We start from the raw sequence: 15,604 nt of genomic DNA, 5'->3' as shown, positions 1-15,604 counted from the left end.
CCTTAGTTCTTCGGCCCGTCGACGAGGCGGATGCTGAGTTCCTTGAGCTGCTTGTCGCTGACCGGCGCGGGGGCGCCCATCATCAGATCCTCGGCCTTCTGGTTCATCGGGAAGACGACCACCTCGCGGATGTTGGGCTCGTCGGCGAGCAGCATCACGATGCGGTCGACGCCCGGCGCCGAACCGCCGTGCGGCGGCGCGCCGAACTTGAAGGCGTTGATCATGCCGCTGAAATTCGCATCGACATCGGCCTGCGAATAGCCGGCGATCTCGAACGCCTTGTACATGATGTCCGGACGGTGGTTACGGATCGCGCCCGACGACAGCTCGACGCCGTTGCAGACGATGTCATATTGCCAGGCGAGGATGTCGAGCGGATCCTTCGTCTCGAGCGCTTCGAGTTCGCCCTGCGGCATCGAGAAGGGGTTGTGGCTGAAATCGATCTTGCCCGTGTCCTCGTCGGCCTCGAACATCGGGAAGTCGACGATCCAGCACATTTCGAACTTGTTCGCGTCGATCAGGTCGAGCTGCTCGGCGACGCGCGTGCGCGCCAGCCCTGCGAGCTTCGCCGCAATCGCTTCCTTGCCAGCGGCGAAGAAGAGGCCGTCGTCGGGGCCGATGCCGAGTTCGGCGGCGAGCGCGTCCATCTTTTCCGGCCCATGGTTCTTGGCGATCGGACCGCCCCATTCGCCGCCCTTGCGCGTCGCATAGCCGAGCCCCGCGAAGCCCTCGCCCTGCGCCCAGCTGTTCATGTCGTCGAAGAATTTGCGGCTCTTCTCGGCGGTTCCCCGCGCCGGGACCGTGCGCACGACGTCGCCCGCGGCGACGATATCGGCGAAGCGGCCGAAGCCCGATCCGGCGAAGTGCGACGAGACGTCGGTGATGATCAGCGGGTTGCGAAGGTCGGGCTTGTCATTGCCATATTTCAGCATCGATTCGCGGTACGGGATGCGCGGGAAGGAACCCGCCGGAGTCACCGACTTGCCGTTCGCGAACTCCTCGAACACGCCCGCGAGCACGGGCTCGATCGCGTTGAAGACGTCGTCCTGCGTGACGAAGCTCATTTCGAAGTCGAGCTGGTAGAATTCGCCGGGCGAGCGGTCGGCGCGCGCATCTTCGTCGCGGAAGCAGGGCGCGATCTGGAAATAGCGGTCGAAGCCCGCGACCATCAGCAGCTGTTTGAACATCTGCGGCGCCTGCGGCAGCGCGTAGAATTTGCCGGGGTGGACGCGGCTCGGCACCAGATAGTCGCGTGCGCCTTCGGGCGACGAAGCGGTGAGGATCGGCGTCTGATATTCGGTGAAGCCTTGTTCGACCATGCGGCGGCGGAGGCTAGCGATGACGTTCGAGCGCAGCAGAATGTTGGCGTGGAGGCGGTCGCGACGGAGATCGAGGAAACGATATTTGAGGCGGATGTCCTCGGGATATTCCTGCTCGCCCGCGACCGGCATCGGCAGTTCGATCGCCGCCGACTGGACCGCCACGTCGCGCGCGCGGACTTCGATCGCGCCGGTGGGCAGATTGGCGTTGGTCGTTTCGGCCGAGCGCGCGACAACGTCGCCGGTGATCGTCACGACGCTTTCGACGCGAAGGCCGTCGAGCGTGGCGAAGGCCGCATCGCTGCTATCGGCGACGATCTGCGTCAGACCATAATGGTCGCGCAGGTCGACGAAGAGCAGCCCGCCATGATCGCGCTTGCGATGCACCCAGCCCGACAGGCGGACATTCTGGCCGACGTCCTCGGCGCGGAGCTGGCCACAATTATGGGTGCGATAGGCGTGCATTTTATCGTCTTTCGATGAATGGAGGAAATCAACTTTAACGTGATTTATGGCCGCGCCTAAGGCAGGTCGGCGCGCCATTTGTCAAGGGTCGAGGCGGTTTCAGCAGGTCAAGCCGAGACCATCGAGCACCTCGCTGCCGAACAGCGCCCGGTGCGCGGGATCGGGCATCAAGCGGCCCTGCGCCGCGCGCCAGCGGCGAAAATCCTCGCCATAATCGGCGGCGACGCGCGCCGCGTCGAGGCGGCAGCTTTTCGCCCAGTGCCGGGTGAAGGCGATCCCCTCGGCATCGAGGCAGTCGACGACGCGGGCATAGGCATCGGCGGTGCGCTGGCTGCGCGGTCCATCGAAATCGATCACCGCATTGTGCGTAAAACGCGCCGGCGCAAGCAATCCCTGCGCGCGCTCCATGAAGCGCACGGTGACGACCGTAGAACCTCCGTGGCGTGCATAGACGGCGCAGATCCGCTCGAACGCGCGGGCGAGGTCGGCGCGGTCGATGGTGACCGAGGCGTTGAACAGGTCCGCCATGGGACGGTGCGTGTCGAGCCCCTCGCCCCAGCTCCCATAGACCGGAGGATCGTCGAGGTTGGGGCCGGCGGCATAGCCCATCTTCATCGCGAATTGGAGGAGCGCACCGCGCGCCCATGGATAGTCGTCGAGCAGCCGTCCCAGCAGGCTGAGTGCGTCATAGCCCGCGCCGAGCTGACCGGGCGTCGCGCGCGGATAGTCGTCGCGCCACGGTTCGCGATAGAGGAAGCGCAGCATCGCGGGCCGCTTGAACGGCTTATAGGGATTGACGATTATCTGGACGAAATCGGGGTCCTGATCGAGCGCATAGGTCGCCGAGAAGCGCCGGAAATCGCCCGCGGCGAGCCAGTCGAGCGCGCCGGGGGCGACCTTGCGCAGATTCTGGATCGGGCGGACGAGGAATCGGGGCACGCTGTCGACGACGAGCGCGGTGATGACGCCGAGCGCACCGACCGGAAGCTGGGCCGCGGCGAAGACATTGTCGTCGCGCAGCGGCGTCGATCCGGTCGCGGCGATGAACGCGTCGCTCATCACGCCACTCTCCGGCTCCACCCAGTGGATGCCGCCGGGCGTGACGACCTGCACCGCGCGTATATGGTCCTGGATACCGCCGCGCGCGATCATCGAGCCGTGGGTGCCGGTTGCCGCGGCCCCCGCGAACGTCTGTCCGTTGCCGGCGCCGCTGGTCCACAGCGAACGGCCCTGTCCCTCGAGCTTGTCCGAAACCTCGTCGACGAGCGCGCCCGCTTCGACGAGCATCAAAGCGCCCGCATCGATGCCCGGGCGGACATCGCTCGCGCCGATCCGAAAACAGCGGTTGAACCGGCGCGTGTGAAGCAGCCAGCTTTGCGACGCGATATTGACGTTCGACGGCGACCAGCCCGCACCGAGCGGGCGGACGCGGCGCTGCGCGGCGGCGGCCTCGGCGAGCCAGTCCCGCACCGCGTTCGCGGCGATCGCGACTTCGTCGCGTCCGCGCTCCGCGTCGCCGCTGCGCAGCGCGAAGCGCGTCGCCGCCTCGCAGGTCCCGGTGCCGTGATAATTGGTCCAGCGGCCTTCGTCGCGGAGTTTGAGGATAGGCATCACGCCACTCCCAGCGGCGGGACGCCAGCGTGCGCGCGCCACGCCACCGTCACCGGGCGCAGGAATCCGGCGGTCGCGATCGCGACGAGCATCTGGCGCCGTGTCGCAAATACACGCACGTCGCATAGTCCATGATCGGATTCGGGTGTGAGGAACGACTGCGCGGCCTGGGCGGCGAAGCCCCAGCCCTTGAGCGTCACGACCATCACCTCCTCGTCGAGCGGCCGCGGATTGGCGATCGAGACGAAAATATCCGCCTGCCCTGCGAGATATTGTCCGAAAAGCAGGATATAACCGAGCGCCGCAAGCGCCCAACCGAGCCACGTCATGCCCCAAATCCCTTCGTTTTTCCTTCGGCCGGCATTCCGGCTCAACGACCCGAAGAGCGCGGGCAATTTTTCCTGCCCGTTCCTTTCAACTAGCTGTATAGGCGCGCTATGCAAGTCCATCCGTTGATCGAAACCAACGCCGCGCTCGCCGAATTCTGCGACCTGATCGGGAACAGCGATTTCATCGCGGTCGATACCGAATTCATGCGCGAAAACACCTTCTGGCCAGAGCTTTGCCTGATCCAGGTGGCCGACCGCGACCATGCCGCGGCGATCGATCCGATGGCGCCCGGCATCGATTTGAAACCCCTGCTCGACCTGCTTGTCGACAATGAGGATATGCTCAAGGTCTTTCACGCCGGCGGGCAGGATGTCGAAATCATCTTCAACCTGACCGGCAAGACGCCGCACCCGATCTTCGACACGCAGATCGGCCAGATGGCGCTGGGTCAGGCCGAGCAGGTCGGCTATTCGAACCTCGTCGAGGCGTGGATCGGCGTGCAGCTCGACAAGGGCGCGCGCTTCACCGACTGGAGCCGCCGTCCGCTCGACAAGCGCCAGATCGACTATGCGATCGGCGACGTCACGCACCTCGCCAAGATTTTCCCGATGATGCTCGACAAGCTGATCAAGACCGGGCGCGGCCACTGGCTCGACGAGGAGATGGAAAAGCTTGCCGACCCCGCCAATTACAGCGTCGATCCCGACAAGGCATGGCAGCGGATCAAGGTACCGACGCGCAAGCTCGACGTGCTCGGCCGGTTGCAGGCGCTCGCCGCCTGGCGCGAGCGCGAGGCGCGGAACAAGAATCTGCCGCGCGGCCGGATCGTCAAGGACGAGACGCTCGCCGACCTCGCCGCGCATCCGCCGAAGGATCAGGACGGGCTCGGCCGCGTCCGCGGGCTGTCGGCGACATGGCGCACCAACGACATCGGCGGCCGACTGATGGACGCGATCACCAACGCCAAGCCGATGTCGAAGGACGATATGCCCGACCGCGCGCCGCGCGGCCCGGGGCTCGGCAAGGAAGGCACGTTGGTCGCCGACCTTTTGAAACTGCTGCTCAAGATCCGGGCGCGCGAGCTCAATGTCGCGGCGCGGCTGATCGCGCGCAGCGACGATCTCGAGGCGCTTGCCGCCGGGGCGCGGGGCGGCATCCAGATGATGGAGGGCTGGCGCTACGACGTGTTCGGCCACGCCGCGCTCGACCTCGTCGAAGGCCGGATGGGCTTTGCCGTCAAGAACGGCAAGCTGGTGATGAGCGAGATCGACGCGGCGACCGCGGCCGAGGTTTAAAGCAGAACGAGCTCGGGTTTGGCATCGAGCGCCTGCGCGAGGACGCGCAGGCGGCGCTCGACCGATTCGCCCGCGAGATGATGCCAGCCGGCCGCCAGACAGAGCCTGAGCTTGCCGTTGACAAGCGCGATCCCGCTCGCCTTGAGCGGCGCCTCGACGCCGCCGGTGAGCCGCTGGGCAAGGCGGATCGCGAGGCCCCATTGCCGCGCGCGGGCGAGCCGTTCCTGCGCGACAAGCGCGCCCATCGCGGGAAATTCGGCGTCGGCGCCGCCAAAGCCCGCGTAAAGCGCGCGCGCGAGCAGGATGCGTCCGGGAATGTCGATGCTGCGCCAATTGCCGTGCAGGCCGATCTCGGTGCCGCGCTCGGCGCGGAAATCGGGGTTTGCCGACCAGGCGACGTCGCTGAGCAGGCTTGCGGCGAGGCGCACGCGGCTGTCGGCCGGTCCTTCGTCGGTAAAGAGCGGCGCGATCCAGTCGGCGATCGCGCGGCCGTGCGGCGCGAAACGCGCGAGGCGGCGGCCTTCGAATTCGGCGGCGACGATCAGCGGATCCTGCGCGCGCGTCTCGGCATCGAGCGCCTGATAGAGCAGTCCTTCGCGCAGCCCCGACGACGAAACCGTCATTTCGGGAACGTCGAGGATGTTGACGAGCGCCGCGAGCAGCGCCGCCGCGTCGGGCAGGGCGGCGGCGCGGTTCGATGCCATGCCGGGGATCGCGCGCAATTCCTCGAAGCTCAGCCTTTTGGTCGCGCGGATCAGGCGGCGGAGCGCGCTGCGCGGCAGCGTATGCTGGTCGAGAACCGCGAGCGGATCCTTGGTGAGTTCGAGGTCCAGACGCGAGAGGGCGCGCCACGAGCCGCCGACGAGATAGAGCGGCAGTCCGGCGAGCCCCTCGCCGGGCCAGCCGGCGGCGCGAAGCATCTTGCGGATCGCGCGCTCGAACGCCTGCTCGCCATCTTCGCGCAGCGCCGGCAATCGCAGCACGCCGAGCGGAAAGGAGGCGCAGCGGCCGACCCGGCCATCTGAAACTTCGGCCAGCTCGAGGCTGCCGCCGCCGAGATCGACCGCGATCCCCCGCGCATCGGGAATCGCCGAAAGGACGCCATGCCCGGCGGCTTCGGCCTCCTCCTCGCCCGACAGCAGACGGATATCGAGCCCGGCTTCGGCCGCCGCGGCGATGAAGTCGCGGCCGTTCGCGGCGTCGCGCACCGCGGCGGTGGCAACGCACTGGATCGTCTTCACATCCATATGCTTCGCGAGCAGCGCGTAACGGCGGAGCGCGACGAGGCCGCGCTCGGCGTCTTCGGTGGCGATGCGTCCGTCGATCGCGAGGCCGCGGCCGAGGCCGGCGGCGACCTTTTCGTTGAAGATCACCGCCGGCGCGCGCGACGGGCCTTCATAAACGACGATGCGGACCGAGTTGGAGCCGATGTCGATGACGGCGGACCGGCTGACCGCTTGTCGGGAGGTGCGCAGGAAGTTCAACCTCTTCTCAATCTTCGCGCATATCGAAGGCCAGCGTCGGCACGTCCTGACGCTTGTGAAGCGCGGTGCCGCGGCCCGACAGCGAAGGGTTGTTCATGAAATAATGGTGCAAGTTGAAAGGTTTGTCACCCGGATCCACGCGCAGGGAGGTTCCGTCGGGTTGCAGGATCCAGCTTTGTTCATTGTCGATGAGGTTCGCGACGAGGACCTGATCGAGGATCTGGTCGTGGACGGTCGGATTTTCGATCGGGATCATATATTCGACGCGGCGGTCGAAGTTGCGCGGCATCCAGTCGGCGCTGCTGATATAGAGCTTCGCCGCGCGATGCGGGAGCGGCGCGCCGTTGGCGAAGGCCCAGACGCGGCTATGTTCGAGGAAGCGCCCGACGACCGATTTGACGCGGATCGTTTCCGAAATCCCCGCCACGCCCGGACGCAGGCAGCAGATACCGCGCACGATCAGTTCGATCGGTACCCCCGCCGCGCTGGCTTCGTAGAGCTTGTCGATGATGTCGGGGTCGACGAGGCTGTTCATCTTGGCCCAGACGCCCGACGGCCGCCCCGTCCTTGCCGCGGCGATTTCGGCATCGATCAGCTCGCACAGATGCTGGCGCATGTTGAGCGGCGACATGGTGATCAGGTCGAGCCGTTCGGGTTCGACATAGCCGGTGATGTAATTGAAGAGCTGCGCCGCATCGCGGCCCGCGCGGGGATCGGCGGTGAAGAAGCTCAAGTCGGTGTAGATGCGCGCGGTGACGGGGTGGTAATTGCCGGTGCCGAAGTGGCAATAGGTGCGATAGCCCTGCCCTTCGCGGCGCACGACCATCGAAATCTTGGCGTGGGTCTTCCACTCGATGAAGCCGTAGACGACCTGCACCCCGGCGCGTTCGAGCTGGTTCGCCCAGAGCAGATTCTGTTCCTCGTCGAAGCGCGCCTTGAGTTCGACGACCGCGGTCACCGACTTGCCCGCCTCGGCCGCCTCGATCAGCGCGCGGATGACGGGCGACTGGTTGCCGGCGCGGTAGAGCGTTTGCTTGATCGCGACGACGTCGGGATCGGCAGCGGCCTGGCGCAGGAAGGAGAGGACGACGTCGAAGCTTTCATAGGGATGGTGGACGACGATGTCCTTCGACCGGATCGCCGCGAAACAGTCGCCGCCATGTTCGCGGATGCGTTCGGGGAAACGGGGCGAATAGGCCGGGAATTTGAGGTCGGGGCGATCGACGTCGACGAGCGCCGACAGCGCCGCGAGACCGATGAAGCCGCCGATCTTGGCGACGATCGCCTCGTGCCCCTGAATATCGGAGCCCAGCACCTCGGCGATTTCGGCGGGCATGTCGGCCTCGAGTTCCATCAGGATCACGCGGCCGCGGCGACGGCGGCGGATCGCGGTGCGGAACAGGCGCACAAGATCCTCGGCCTCTTCCTCGAGCTCGATATCGCTGTCGCGGATGATGCGGAACACACCCAGGGAGCGGATCGTGAAACCCGGAAACAGCAAGTCGCCGAACAGCTCGATCAGATATTCGATCGGCACGAAGGCGCTCGGCTCGCCGGGGACCGGCACGAAGCGCGCCAGCGAAGCCGGGATCATCACCAGTTCGCGAACCGTCTCGCCATTCGTCTTGCGCTGAAGGTCGAAAATGACGCCGAGGCCGCGGTTCGGGATGAAGGGAAAAGGATGCGCCGGATCGAGCACCTGCGGGGTCAGGATCGGGAAAATCTGCTCGATGAAATATTGGCGCAGCGCCCGGCGGAGCGCCTCCTTGTCCGAGCCCGCACCGTGAACGACGATGCCCTGCTCGGCAAGCTGGCGGTGGAGCAATTGCCATTCGCTCTGCTGCTGGTCGACGAGGCGATGCACCTCGGCCTCGATCTCGGCGAGCTGCTGCCCCGGCGAGCGACCGTCGGCCGAAGGATCGTCGATCCCCTGCAGCTGCTGGCCCTTGAGGCCCGCGACGCGGACCATGAAGAATTCGTCGAGATTGCTGCCCGAGATCGACAGGAAGCGGAGGCGTTCGAGCAGCGGATGCGCGGGATTGCGCGCCTCCTCCATCACCCGCCGGTTGAAGGCGAGCCACGAGAGTTCGCGGTTGAAGAAGCGTTCGGGACCGAAGGTCGGGGCCGTCGTCTCGGCGTCATTATCTGCGCGAAGTGGCTGACCTGTTAGCGACATGTATCGGCGTCCTGTCGTTCGAGCAAATCGGGATCGATCAGCCCCTGTGACAGTAATGTTTCACGCGTAAGACGAATGCCAATGCCGCCCTTTTTTTCGAGCGAGGCGGCGTCGAGCGCCGCGACGACGCGGTGGATCATCGCATAGCTGCGTTCCATCCGGGGGACGATATAGGAGGCGACGCCGGGTGCCAATGCCACGCCGCGCTGCGCGAACAGCGCCTCGATCAGGTCGCGCGCCAGGCAGTCGTCGGGCTCGCCGATCGCGAGCACGGGAACGGCGGCGAGGCGCGAGCGAAGGTCGGGAAGCGCGACATTCCATTCGGACGGCGGCGCATCGGCGACGATCAGCAACGGCGTGCCGCTCGCCTGCGCGGCGTTCCAGGCATGGAAAATCTCTTCTTCGGAAACGCTGTTATGCCCATCGATGACGCGGCCGCCGGTATCGCGCGCGAAAAGGCGGCCCATCAGGCTGCGCCCCGAGCCGCGCGGACCGGTGAGGACGGCGGTGCGGACCGGCCAGGTCGCGACATGGCGCAAATAACGCACCGCGTCGGCGTTGCTGGTGCCGACGATCAGCGGGCCGTCGTTCGAGCCGCCCGCGCTCCAATCGAGCGGTAGCGCGATCTGTCCCATCAGCGGCTGATCCTGAGCTGGCCGCCGCCTTCCTGCACGTTGAACCCGCGCGCCGCGAGCGCCGCGCGCAGCGCCGCCATATCGCCGCGGAAGGTCACGCGCATCACCGACATGCCGCCGAGCGCGAGGCTGGTGGTCGAGGCCGACTGGACGCCGGCGACGCCGGCGACGGCGCGCTCGGTCGCGGTGACCGAATCGACGTCGGGCGAGCTGTACTGCACCGTGAAACTCTGCACGCCCGCCGCAGGCGCGGTGGATACGCTCGCGTCGATCTCGCTGGGCAGTATCTCTTCATCGGTCGCGATCTCTTCGGGCAGATCTTCCCTTTCGACCGGTTTTTCGAGCACGAGATAGGTGTCGGTCTTGAGAATGCCGGCAGTCAGCGCGTCGGTATAGATACGGTCCATCCGCGCGACCGCCTTTTCCATCATGTCGGGCAGCGCCGCAGGGCTGGGACCGGTCATCGTGAAGCTGGAGATCAGCTTGCTGTCGGGGCCGAAACGCGCGGTGAAAATGCCTTTGATCGGCCCGCCGGGATAGGAATATTCGACGCGCGCGATCGGCGTCAGCACGTCGGCGGCGCCATATTGGTCGAGGATCACACGCCACCAGACGCGGCCGCGACGACCCGTCTGCCCCGCGTTGATCAACAGGGTATCCGCCCCGGTGCCCGCGGTGCGGACATAGTCGATCGCGCTTTGCCCTGTATTATATTCGGCCCAGGCGCGCTGCCAGGCGCTGCGTTGTTCGAACACTTGGGGGATGCCGTCGATCGAATAGACCGGGATCACGAGCAAGGGCGGCGAGCGGAGCGTGCGACCGCTGACCCCCAATATCTGTCCGGCGCGGACGCGGTCGAACTGGACGCCGAGCTTGGCGACATAGCGGCGCGGGCCGATCTGCTCGTCTTCGACGACGATCGATGTGACGATCCCGTCGAGCACCGAATCGGTAAGCGCGGGGCCGTCGGTGCCGTTCAGCCGGCGATAAAGCTGCGCCCAGCCCTTGCGTTGCGCCTCGCGCCAGCCCTTCGAGCGCGCGTCGTCGGCATTGTCGCCGGTGACATCGACGAGGATGCCGCTGGCAAGGAAATCGCCGCTGCTGTTGATCGGGGTGATGCCGCGGTCACCGCGCGTGATCTGGCCATCGACGATGCCGGCGAGCAGAATCGCGAACAAAAGGCCGAAAAGAGCGGCCCAGCGCCAGTCACGCGGGCGAATGGCATCGAAGGTCAGGCGGGGCGCGAAGCGGGGGAAAGCAGCCGAAATCATATTGTTCTTACGCTTCGTTCCCAATCTCAGGGTCGACAAATCTTTCTCGTCATTCCGGCGAAGGCCGGAATCTCATCGCCGCGTTTTGGCGCGATGTCGAGATCCCGGCCTTCGCCGGGATGACGATTCAAGCATGCCCTACGCCAAAGGCAATGTCGCCGACAAGGAAATCATGGCATTTCGTGGCCAGAGTCGTTAGTCGCGCTGGCCATGGATTCCAAGCACAACCAACCCGCCTCCTACACTTATGCCGAGGCCGGCGTATCGATCGAGACCGGCAACGCGCTGGTCCGTGCCATTGCCCCGCTCGCCCGTGCGACGCGCCGTCCCGGCGCCGATGCCGATCTGGGCGGTTTCGGCGGTTTCTTCGACCTGAAGGCGGCGGGGTTCAAGGATCCCCTACTCGTCGCGGCGAACGACGGCGTGGGTACGAAATTGAAGCTCGCGATCGAATCGGGCAAGCATGACGGCGTCGGCATCGACCTGGTCGCGATGTGCGCGAACGACCTGATCGTGCAGGGCGCCGAGCCGCTGTTTTTCCTCGATTATTATGCCACCGGCAAACTCGACAACGACGTCGCCACCGAAGTCGTCGCGAGCATCGCCGAGGGATGCAAGCAGGCCGGATGCGCACTGATCGGCGGCGAGACCGCCGAAATGCCGGGCATGTATTCGGACGGCGATTACGATCTCGCGGGCTTCTGCGTCGGCGCGGTCGAGCGCGACCAGGTGCTGACCGCCGACAAGGTCGCCGCGGGCGACGTGATTTTGGGCCTCGCTTCGTCGGGGGTGCATTCGAACGGCTTCTCGCTCGTGCGCCGGCTCGCGGCGGACAAGAGGTGGAAGCTCGATCGCCCCGCCCTGTTCGATCAGACTATCCTGTTGATCGACGCGCTGATGGCGCCGACGCGCATCTATGTGAAGAGCCTGCTCCCGCTGGTGAAGACCGGCCGGATCCACGCGCTCGCGCATATCACCGGCGGCGGACTGCTCGAAAATATCCCGCGCATCCTGCCGAAGACCTTGCACGCGCATGTCGATGCCGACGCGTGGGAGCAGCCGCGATTGATGGCGTTCCTGCAGGCGCAGGGGAATATCGAGCCCGAGGAAATGGCGCGCACCTTCAACTGCGGGATCGGCATGGCGGCGGTCGTCGCCGAGAGCGATGTCGCGAGGGTGACGGCGGCGCTCGAAGCTGCGGGCGAGACGGTGTTCCGGATCGGTCATATCGCCGTGGGCGAAAAAGGCTGCACCGTGACCGGCAGCGCCGAAACGTGGAGCGCGATGAGCGCGTGGAGCGCGACGCATAATGGCTAAGGCCATAAAATCCCCCTCCCGCTTGCGGGAGGGGTTAGGGGAGGGCCTGTTTCGAGGCACTCCTTTTCGACATGCCCTCCCCCGACCCCTCCCGCAAGCGGGAGGGGAGAAGTGAAGGCGCGTGTCGCCGTCCTGATTTCGGGCGCCGGTACCAATATGGCGGCGCTGCTCTATGCGGCGAAGGCCGAAGCCAGCCCCTATGAGCTGGTGCTCGTTGCGAGCAACGATCCCGATGCGCCGGGGCTGGCGATTGCCGAAGCCGAGGGTGTCGCGACATGGGCGCTTTCGCACAAAGGCATGAACCGCGACGCGTTCGACGCGCTGGTCGACGAACAATTGCGCGCAGCGGGCGCCGAGTTCGTCGCGCTGGCAGGCTATATGCGCATATTGTCCGACGATTTCGTTGAACGCTGGACGGGCCGGATGATCAACATTCATCCAAGCCTGCTGCCGCTCTACAAGGGGCTGAACACACACAGCCAAGCGATCGAGGCAGGCGACAAATTCGGCGGATGCAGCGTGCATATCGTGACACCGGGCGTCGACGAAGGTCCTGTTCTCGCGCAGACGCCGGTCGCGATCCTACCCGGGGACACGGTCGAAACGCTGGCGCGCCGAGTGCAGTTCGCCGAACACCAGCTCTATCCCTCTACCCTCGCCGCGTTTGTCACGCGCGAGCGCAGCCCTGACTATCTGCGCGAGCGCGTGCGCGAGCTAGCGATGGCGTTGCCCGAGGCGGACGAAGTGCTGTCACACGGCATGCCCTGCTTCGGGATCGTGAAGGGTAAGAAATTCGCCTATTTCACCGAAGACCACCATGGCCCAAATAGTAAAGAGGGGGGCAAGATCGCGCTGCTCGTCAAGATCAGCGGCGCTGACGAACAGGCGGCGCTGATCGAGATGGACGAAGAGCGCTATTATCGGCCGGCCTATTTCGGAGATGGCTGGATCGGCATTCGTCTCGACCTCGGCGACACCGACTGGGATGCGATCGGCGAATGGCTGCGCAAGAGCTGGCTGTCGGTCGCGCCGAAAAAGCTGGCGGGGCTGATGGGAGTGGCGGAGGAGTTTTGACGAAAAAGGCCGCCGGATCGCTCCGGCGGCCTCTTCGTTTCGGCAATGCCGGTCGGCTTAGCCGACGATTTCTTCGGGCTTGAAGAAATAGGCGATCTCGATCGCCGCATTCTCGTCGCTATCGCTGCCGTGGACGGTGTTCGCCTCGATGCTCTCGGCGAGTTCCTTGCGGATCGTTCCGGGAGCTGCGTCCTTGGGGTTGGTGGCGCCCATGATGTCGCGGTTGCGCTGCATCGCGTTTTCGCCTTCGAGGACCTGGACGACGACGGGGCCGCTGATCATGAAGTCGACGAGTTCGCCGAAGAAGGGGCGTTCCTTGTGGACCGCGTAGAAGCCTTCGGCCTGTTCACGGCTCATGTGGATGCGCTTCGACGCGACGACGCGGAGGCCGGCGTCTTCGAGCATCTTGGTGACCGCGCCGGTCAGGTTGCGACGCGTGGCGTCGGGCTTGATGATCGAGAAAGTGCGGGTGACCGCCATGGGAAAGCTCCTGATTGCTGTGTTATATGATGCGCGCGCCTCTAGCCGCGCTTTCGCCGCACCGCAAGGACAGAGCGCGCGGGCGCTAGGGCCCTTCGGACCAGCGGCCGTTTTCGTCCTGTTTCCAGAAGCGGTTGTCGACATCGTCGCGCGCCGCGAGCGTGCGCCAGAGCGCGCGGGCGTCGTCGATGCGGCTGTTGTCGAAGAGGAGGAAGGTGCGCTCGAACCCCAGCGCCTCCTCGCGCCACTCGCCGTCGGCGAGCGCGAGGAGGGTAGCACCATTGGGGGGCGAAGGGTCGAGCGTGCCCGAAATCAGGATCGGCTCGATCGCCTCGTCGGGCGATCCGGCGTGGCCGTGCGGCAGGAAACTGGCGGGCTGGAGCGTCCACAGGGCCTCGTCGATCGCCTGACGCTGCATCGCCGAGGCGGCGACCACCAGCAGGCGATCGCCATTGCCGAGGATGCGCGCCGCGAGCGCGGGGAGCACGCGTTCGACGGGGTCGCGGGTCAGCCGGTAGAAGTCGACGCGCGCCATGCTCCCGGCCCTGCTCGCTTCAGCCTTCGTGGTTCGCGGCGATATAGCGGTCGAGCAGGCGCACGCCGTAGCCGGTCGCGCCCTTGGCATAGACAGGTCCGTCCTTGTCGCCCCACGCCATGCCCGCGATGTCGAGATGCGCCCAGGCGACGCCGTCCTCGACATAGCGCTTGAGAAATTGCGCTGCGGTGATCGAGCCGCCTTCGCGCGGGCCGATATTCTTCATGTCGGCGATCGGGCTGTCGATCAGCTTGTCGTAGGCGGGCGAGAGCGGGAAGCGCCACAGCTTGTTGTTCGACGCCTCGCCCGCCGCGAGCAGGCCGGCGGCAAGCGTCTCGTCGTTCGCGAACATGCCGGCATATTCGTGGCCGAGCGAAATCACCATCGCGCCGGTCAGCGTCGCGAGGTCGACGATCACCTTGGGATCATAGGCCTTTTGCGCCCAGCTGATCGCGTCGCAGAGGACAAGACGTCCCTCGGCGTCGGTGTTGAGCACCTCGACCGTCTGGCCCGACATGGTGGTGACGATGTCGCCGGGGCGCATCGCATTGCCGTCGGGCATATTTTCGACGAGGCCGACGACGCCCACGACATTCGCCTTCGCCTTGCGCCCCGCGATCGCCTTGATCGCGCCGGCGACGGCGCCCGCGCCGCCCATGTCCCATTTCATCATGTCCATGCCGGGGCCCGGCTTCAGGCTGATGCCACCGGTGTCGAAAGTCACGCCCTTGCCGATGAAGACGACGGGCGCGTCGCCCGGATTGCCGCCGTTCCAGCGCATCGCGAGCAGCCGCGGCGGCCGCGTCGAGCCCTGCGCGACACCGAGCAGCGCACCCATGCCGAGCGCCTTCATCTGGCGTTCGTCTAGGACTTCGAGTTCGACGCCGAGCTCGGCGAGATGCTGGCAGCGTTCGACGAAGCTTTCGGGATAGAGGATATTCGGCGGCTCGGCGACGAGCGTCTGGGTGAGCGCGACGCCGTCGGCGATCGCTTCATTTACGGCCCAGCGCGCCGAAAGGTCGCCGTGCGGCGACGCGATCGTCACCGTCTTGAGGCTCGGTTTCGCCTTGTCGGCGAGGCGGGTGCGATAAGTGTCGAGGCGCCAGTTGCGCAAGCGCGCGCCCATCGCGAACGCGAGCACATCGTCGGCGTCGCTCGGCCCGGTGCTCGCGAAATCGACCTGGACCTGGGTCGCACCGCTCGTCTGCAGCTTCGCGGTCAGCGCCGCGCCGCCGCGCTCGATGTCATGCTCCGAGCCTTCGCCGATCCCGACGAGCAACAGGCGCTTCGCCCGTTCGCCGTCGATCGCCGCGGTCTCCGCGATCGTGCCCGCCGCGCCCTCGAAGCGCGCCTGCGTCGCAGCGGCGCCGAGCAGCGCCCCGAGCGCGCCCGCTTCGCCCTTGCGGACGGGAAACGCGACCACGTCGGCAGACGCATCGATTTGCGCGACAAACTGAATGTCCATGCCTTAACTTTCTTATGCGATGATTGATTGGAACGTGGCGGACCGATAGGGGTTTCGCTTGCGAGTTGCAAAAACAAAGCTGCCGGTCCAAGCCGGAAGACGTCGATATAGGGTTCGGGACAAAGGGCTAGGGTCAGAACCTACCAA

The 15,604-nt window shown here is 66.0% G+C and carries 13 protein-coding genes; 3 read left to right on the top strand and 10 right to left on the bottom strand.

Going from position 1 to position 15,604, the window contains the following annotated elements:
- Window positions 1-2 precede the first annotated feature (2 nt).
- From aspS to FG95_RS20715, 3 genes are all read right to left on the bottom strand, one after another.
- Window positions 3-1,784 (bottom strand): aspartate--tRNA ligase, encoded by a 1,782-nt coding sequence (aspS, locus tag FG95_RS06085; RefSeq protein ID WP_037554688.1) that lies wholly within the window; start codon window positions 1,782-1,784, stop codon window positions 3-5.
- Between the two features lie 99 nt (window positions 1,785-1,883).
- Window positions 1,884-3,395, bottom strand: a complete 1,512-nt coding sequence (locus FG95_RS06080) for an FAD-binding protein (protein WP_037554686.1) — start codon at window positions 3,393-3,395, stop codon at window positions 1,884-1,886.
- Window positions 3,395-3,724, bottom strand: a complete 330-nt coding sequence (locus tag FG95_RS20715; RefSeq protein ID WP_037554685.1) for a hypothetical protein — start codon at window positions 3,722-3,724, stop codon at window positions 3,395-3,397. Before FG95_RS20715 ends, FG95_RS06080 begins: the two co-directional genes overlap by 1 nt.
- 108 nt (window positions 3,725-3,832) lie before the next feature.
- Between FG95_RS20715 and rnd the strand changes: the two genes are divergently transcribed.
- Entirely contained in the window at window positions 3,833-5,020 is a 1,188-nt protein-coding gene (gene rnd / locus FG95_RS06070) for a ribonuclease D (RefSeq protein ID WP_037554684.1), read from the top strand.
- Here rnd and FG95_RS06065 read toward each other — a convergent pair.
- Genes FG95_RS06065 through FG95_RS06050 form a run of 4 tightly spaced genes read right to left on the bottom strand, consistent with a single transcriptional unit; the run spans window position 5,017 to window position 10,493 of the window.
- Window positions 5,017-6,504: a Ppx/GppA family phosphatase gene (locus tag FG95_RS06065; RefSeq protein WP_200880158.1), complete on the bottom strand. Its 1,488-nt coding sequence runs from the start codon at window positions 6,502-6,504 to the stop codon at window positions 5,017-5,019. The two genes, rnd and FG95_RS06065, sit on opposite strands and share 4 nt — an antisense overlap.
- 7 nt (window positions 6,505-6,511) lie before the next feature.
- Window positions 6,512-8,680: an RNA degradosome polyphosphate kinase gene (locus FG95_RS06060; protein WP_037554682.1), complete on the bottom strand. Its 2,169-nt coding sequence runs from the start codon at window positions 8,678-8,680 to the stop codon at window positions 6,512-6,514.
- Window positions 8,671-9,315 (bottom strand): HdaA/DnaA family protein, encoded by a 645-nt coding sequence (locus FG95_RS06055; protein WP_037554680.1) that lies wholly within the window; start codon window positions 9,313-9,315, stop codon window positions 8,671-8,673. Before FG95_RS06055 ends, FG95_RS06060 begins: the two co-directional genes overlap by 10 nt.
- Window positions 9,315-10,493, bottom strand: a complete 1,179-nt coding sequence (locus FG95_RS06050) for a heavy-metal-associated domain-containing protein (protein WP_235211476.1) — start codon at window positions 10,491-10,493, stop codon at window positions 9,315-9,317. The genes FG95_RS06055 and FG95_RS06050 overlap by 1 nt, the downstream gene beginning before the upstream one ends.
- Window positions 10,494-10,796: 303 nt before the next feature.
- Here FG95_RS06050 and purM point away from each other — a divergent pair, with 303 nt between their 5' ends.
- Complete coding sequence (gene purM / locus FG95_RS06045; protein ID WP_037554677.1) at window positions 10,797-11,903, top strand: phosphoribosylformylglycinamidine cyclo-ligase; 1,107 nt, start codon at window positions 10,797-10,799, stop codon at window positions 11,901-11,903.
- A gap of 111 nt (window positions 11,904-12,014) precedes the next feature.
- Window positions 12,015-12,977 (top strand): phosphoribosylglycinamide formyltransferase, encoded by a 963-nt coding sequence (gene purN, locus FG95_RS06040; protein WP_037554675.1) that lies wholly within the window; start codon window positions 12,015-12,017, stop codon window positions 12,975-12,977.
- 57 nt (window positions 12,978-13,034) lie between these two features.
- Here the strand turns inward: purN and ndk are convergent, their stop codons facing one another.
- The 3 genes from ndk to FG95_RS06025 all read right to left on the bottom strand — a co-directional run bounded on the left by ndk (window position 13,035) and on the right by FG95_RS06025 (window position 15,457).
- Complete coding sequence (gene ndk, locus FG95_RS06035; RefSeq protein ID WP_037554674.1) at window positions 13,035-13,457, bottom strand: nucleoside-diphosphate kinase; 423 nt, start codon at window positions 13,455-13,457, stop codon at window positions 13,035-13,037.
- Between the two features lie 85 nt (window positions 13,458-13,542).
- Window positions 13,543-13,992, bottom strand: coding sequence for a DNA polymerase III subunit chi (locus FG95_RS06030; protein WP_037554672.1), 450 nt, complete (start codon window positions 13,990-13,992; stop codon window positions 13,543-13,545).
- 19 nt (window positions 13,993-14,011) lie between these two features.
- A complete protein-coding gene (locus FG95_RS06025; protein WP_037554670.1) occupies window positions 14,012-15,457 on the bottom strand; it encodes a leucyl aminopeptidase in 1,446 nt (481 codons plus the stop codon).
- Window positions 15,458-15,604 lie beyond the last annotated feature (147 nt).

Source organism: Sphingopyxis sp. LC363 (genome assembly GCF_000756385.1).
Classification (GTDB): domain Bacteria; phylum Pseudomonadota; class Alphaproteobacteria; order Sphingomonadales; family Sphingomonadaceae; genus Sphingopyxis.
This window is presented reverse-complemented; position numbering and strand designations above follow the sequence as displayed.

Excerpts from the sequence above, each read along its gene's own strand:
- aspS (WP_037554688.1), bottom strand. The coding sequence starts at position 1,784 with ATGCACGCCTATCGCACCCATAATTGTGGCCAGCTCCGCGCCGAGGAC.
- FG95_RS06080 (WP_037554686.1), bottom strand. The coding sequence starts at position 3,395 with ATGCCTATCCTCAAACTCCGCGACGAAGGCCGCTGGACCAATTATCAC.
- FG95_RS20715 (WP_037554685.1), bottom strand. The coding sequence starts at position 3,724 with ATGACGTGGCTCGGTTGGGCGCTTGCGGCGCTCGGTTATATCCTGCTT.
- rnd (WP_037554684.1), top strand. The coding sequence starts at position 3,833 with ATGCAAGTCCATCCGTTGATCGAAACCAACGCCGCGCTCGCCGAATTC.
- FG95_RS06060 (WP_037554682.1), bottom strand. The coding sequence starts at position 8,680 with ATGTCGCTAACAGGTCAGCCACTTCGCGCAGATAATGACGCCGAGACG.
- FG95_RS06055 (WP_037554680.1), bottom strand. The coding sequence starts at position 9,315 with ATGGGACAGATCGCGCTACCGCTCGATTGGAGCGCGGGCGGCTCGAAC.
- purM (WP_037554677.1), top strand. The coding sequence starts at position 10,797 with ATGGATTCCAAGCACAACCAACCCGCCTCCTACACTTATGCCGAGGCC.
- ndk (WP_037554674.1), bottom strand. The coding sequence starts at position 13,457 with ATGGCGGTCACCCGCACTTTCTCGATCATCAAGCCCGACGCCACGCGT.
- FG95_RS06030 (WP_037554672.1), bottom strand. The coding sequence starts at position 13,992 with ATGGCGCGCGTCGACTTCTACCGGCTGACCCGCGACCCCGTCGAACGC.
- FG95_RS06025 (WP_037554670.1), bottom strand. The coding sequence starts at position 15,457 with ATGGACATTCAGTTTGTCGCGCAAATCGATGCGTCTGCCGACGTGGTC.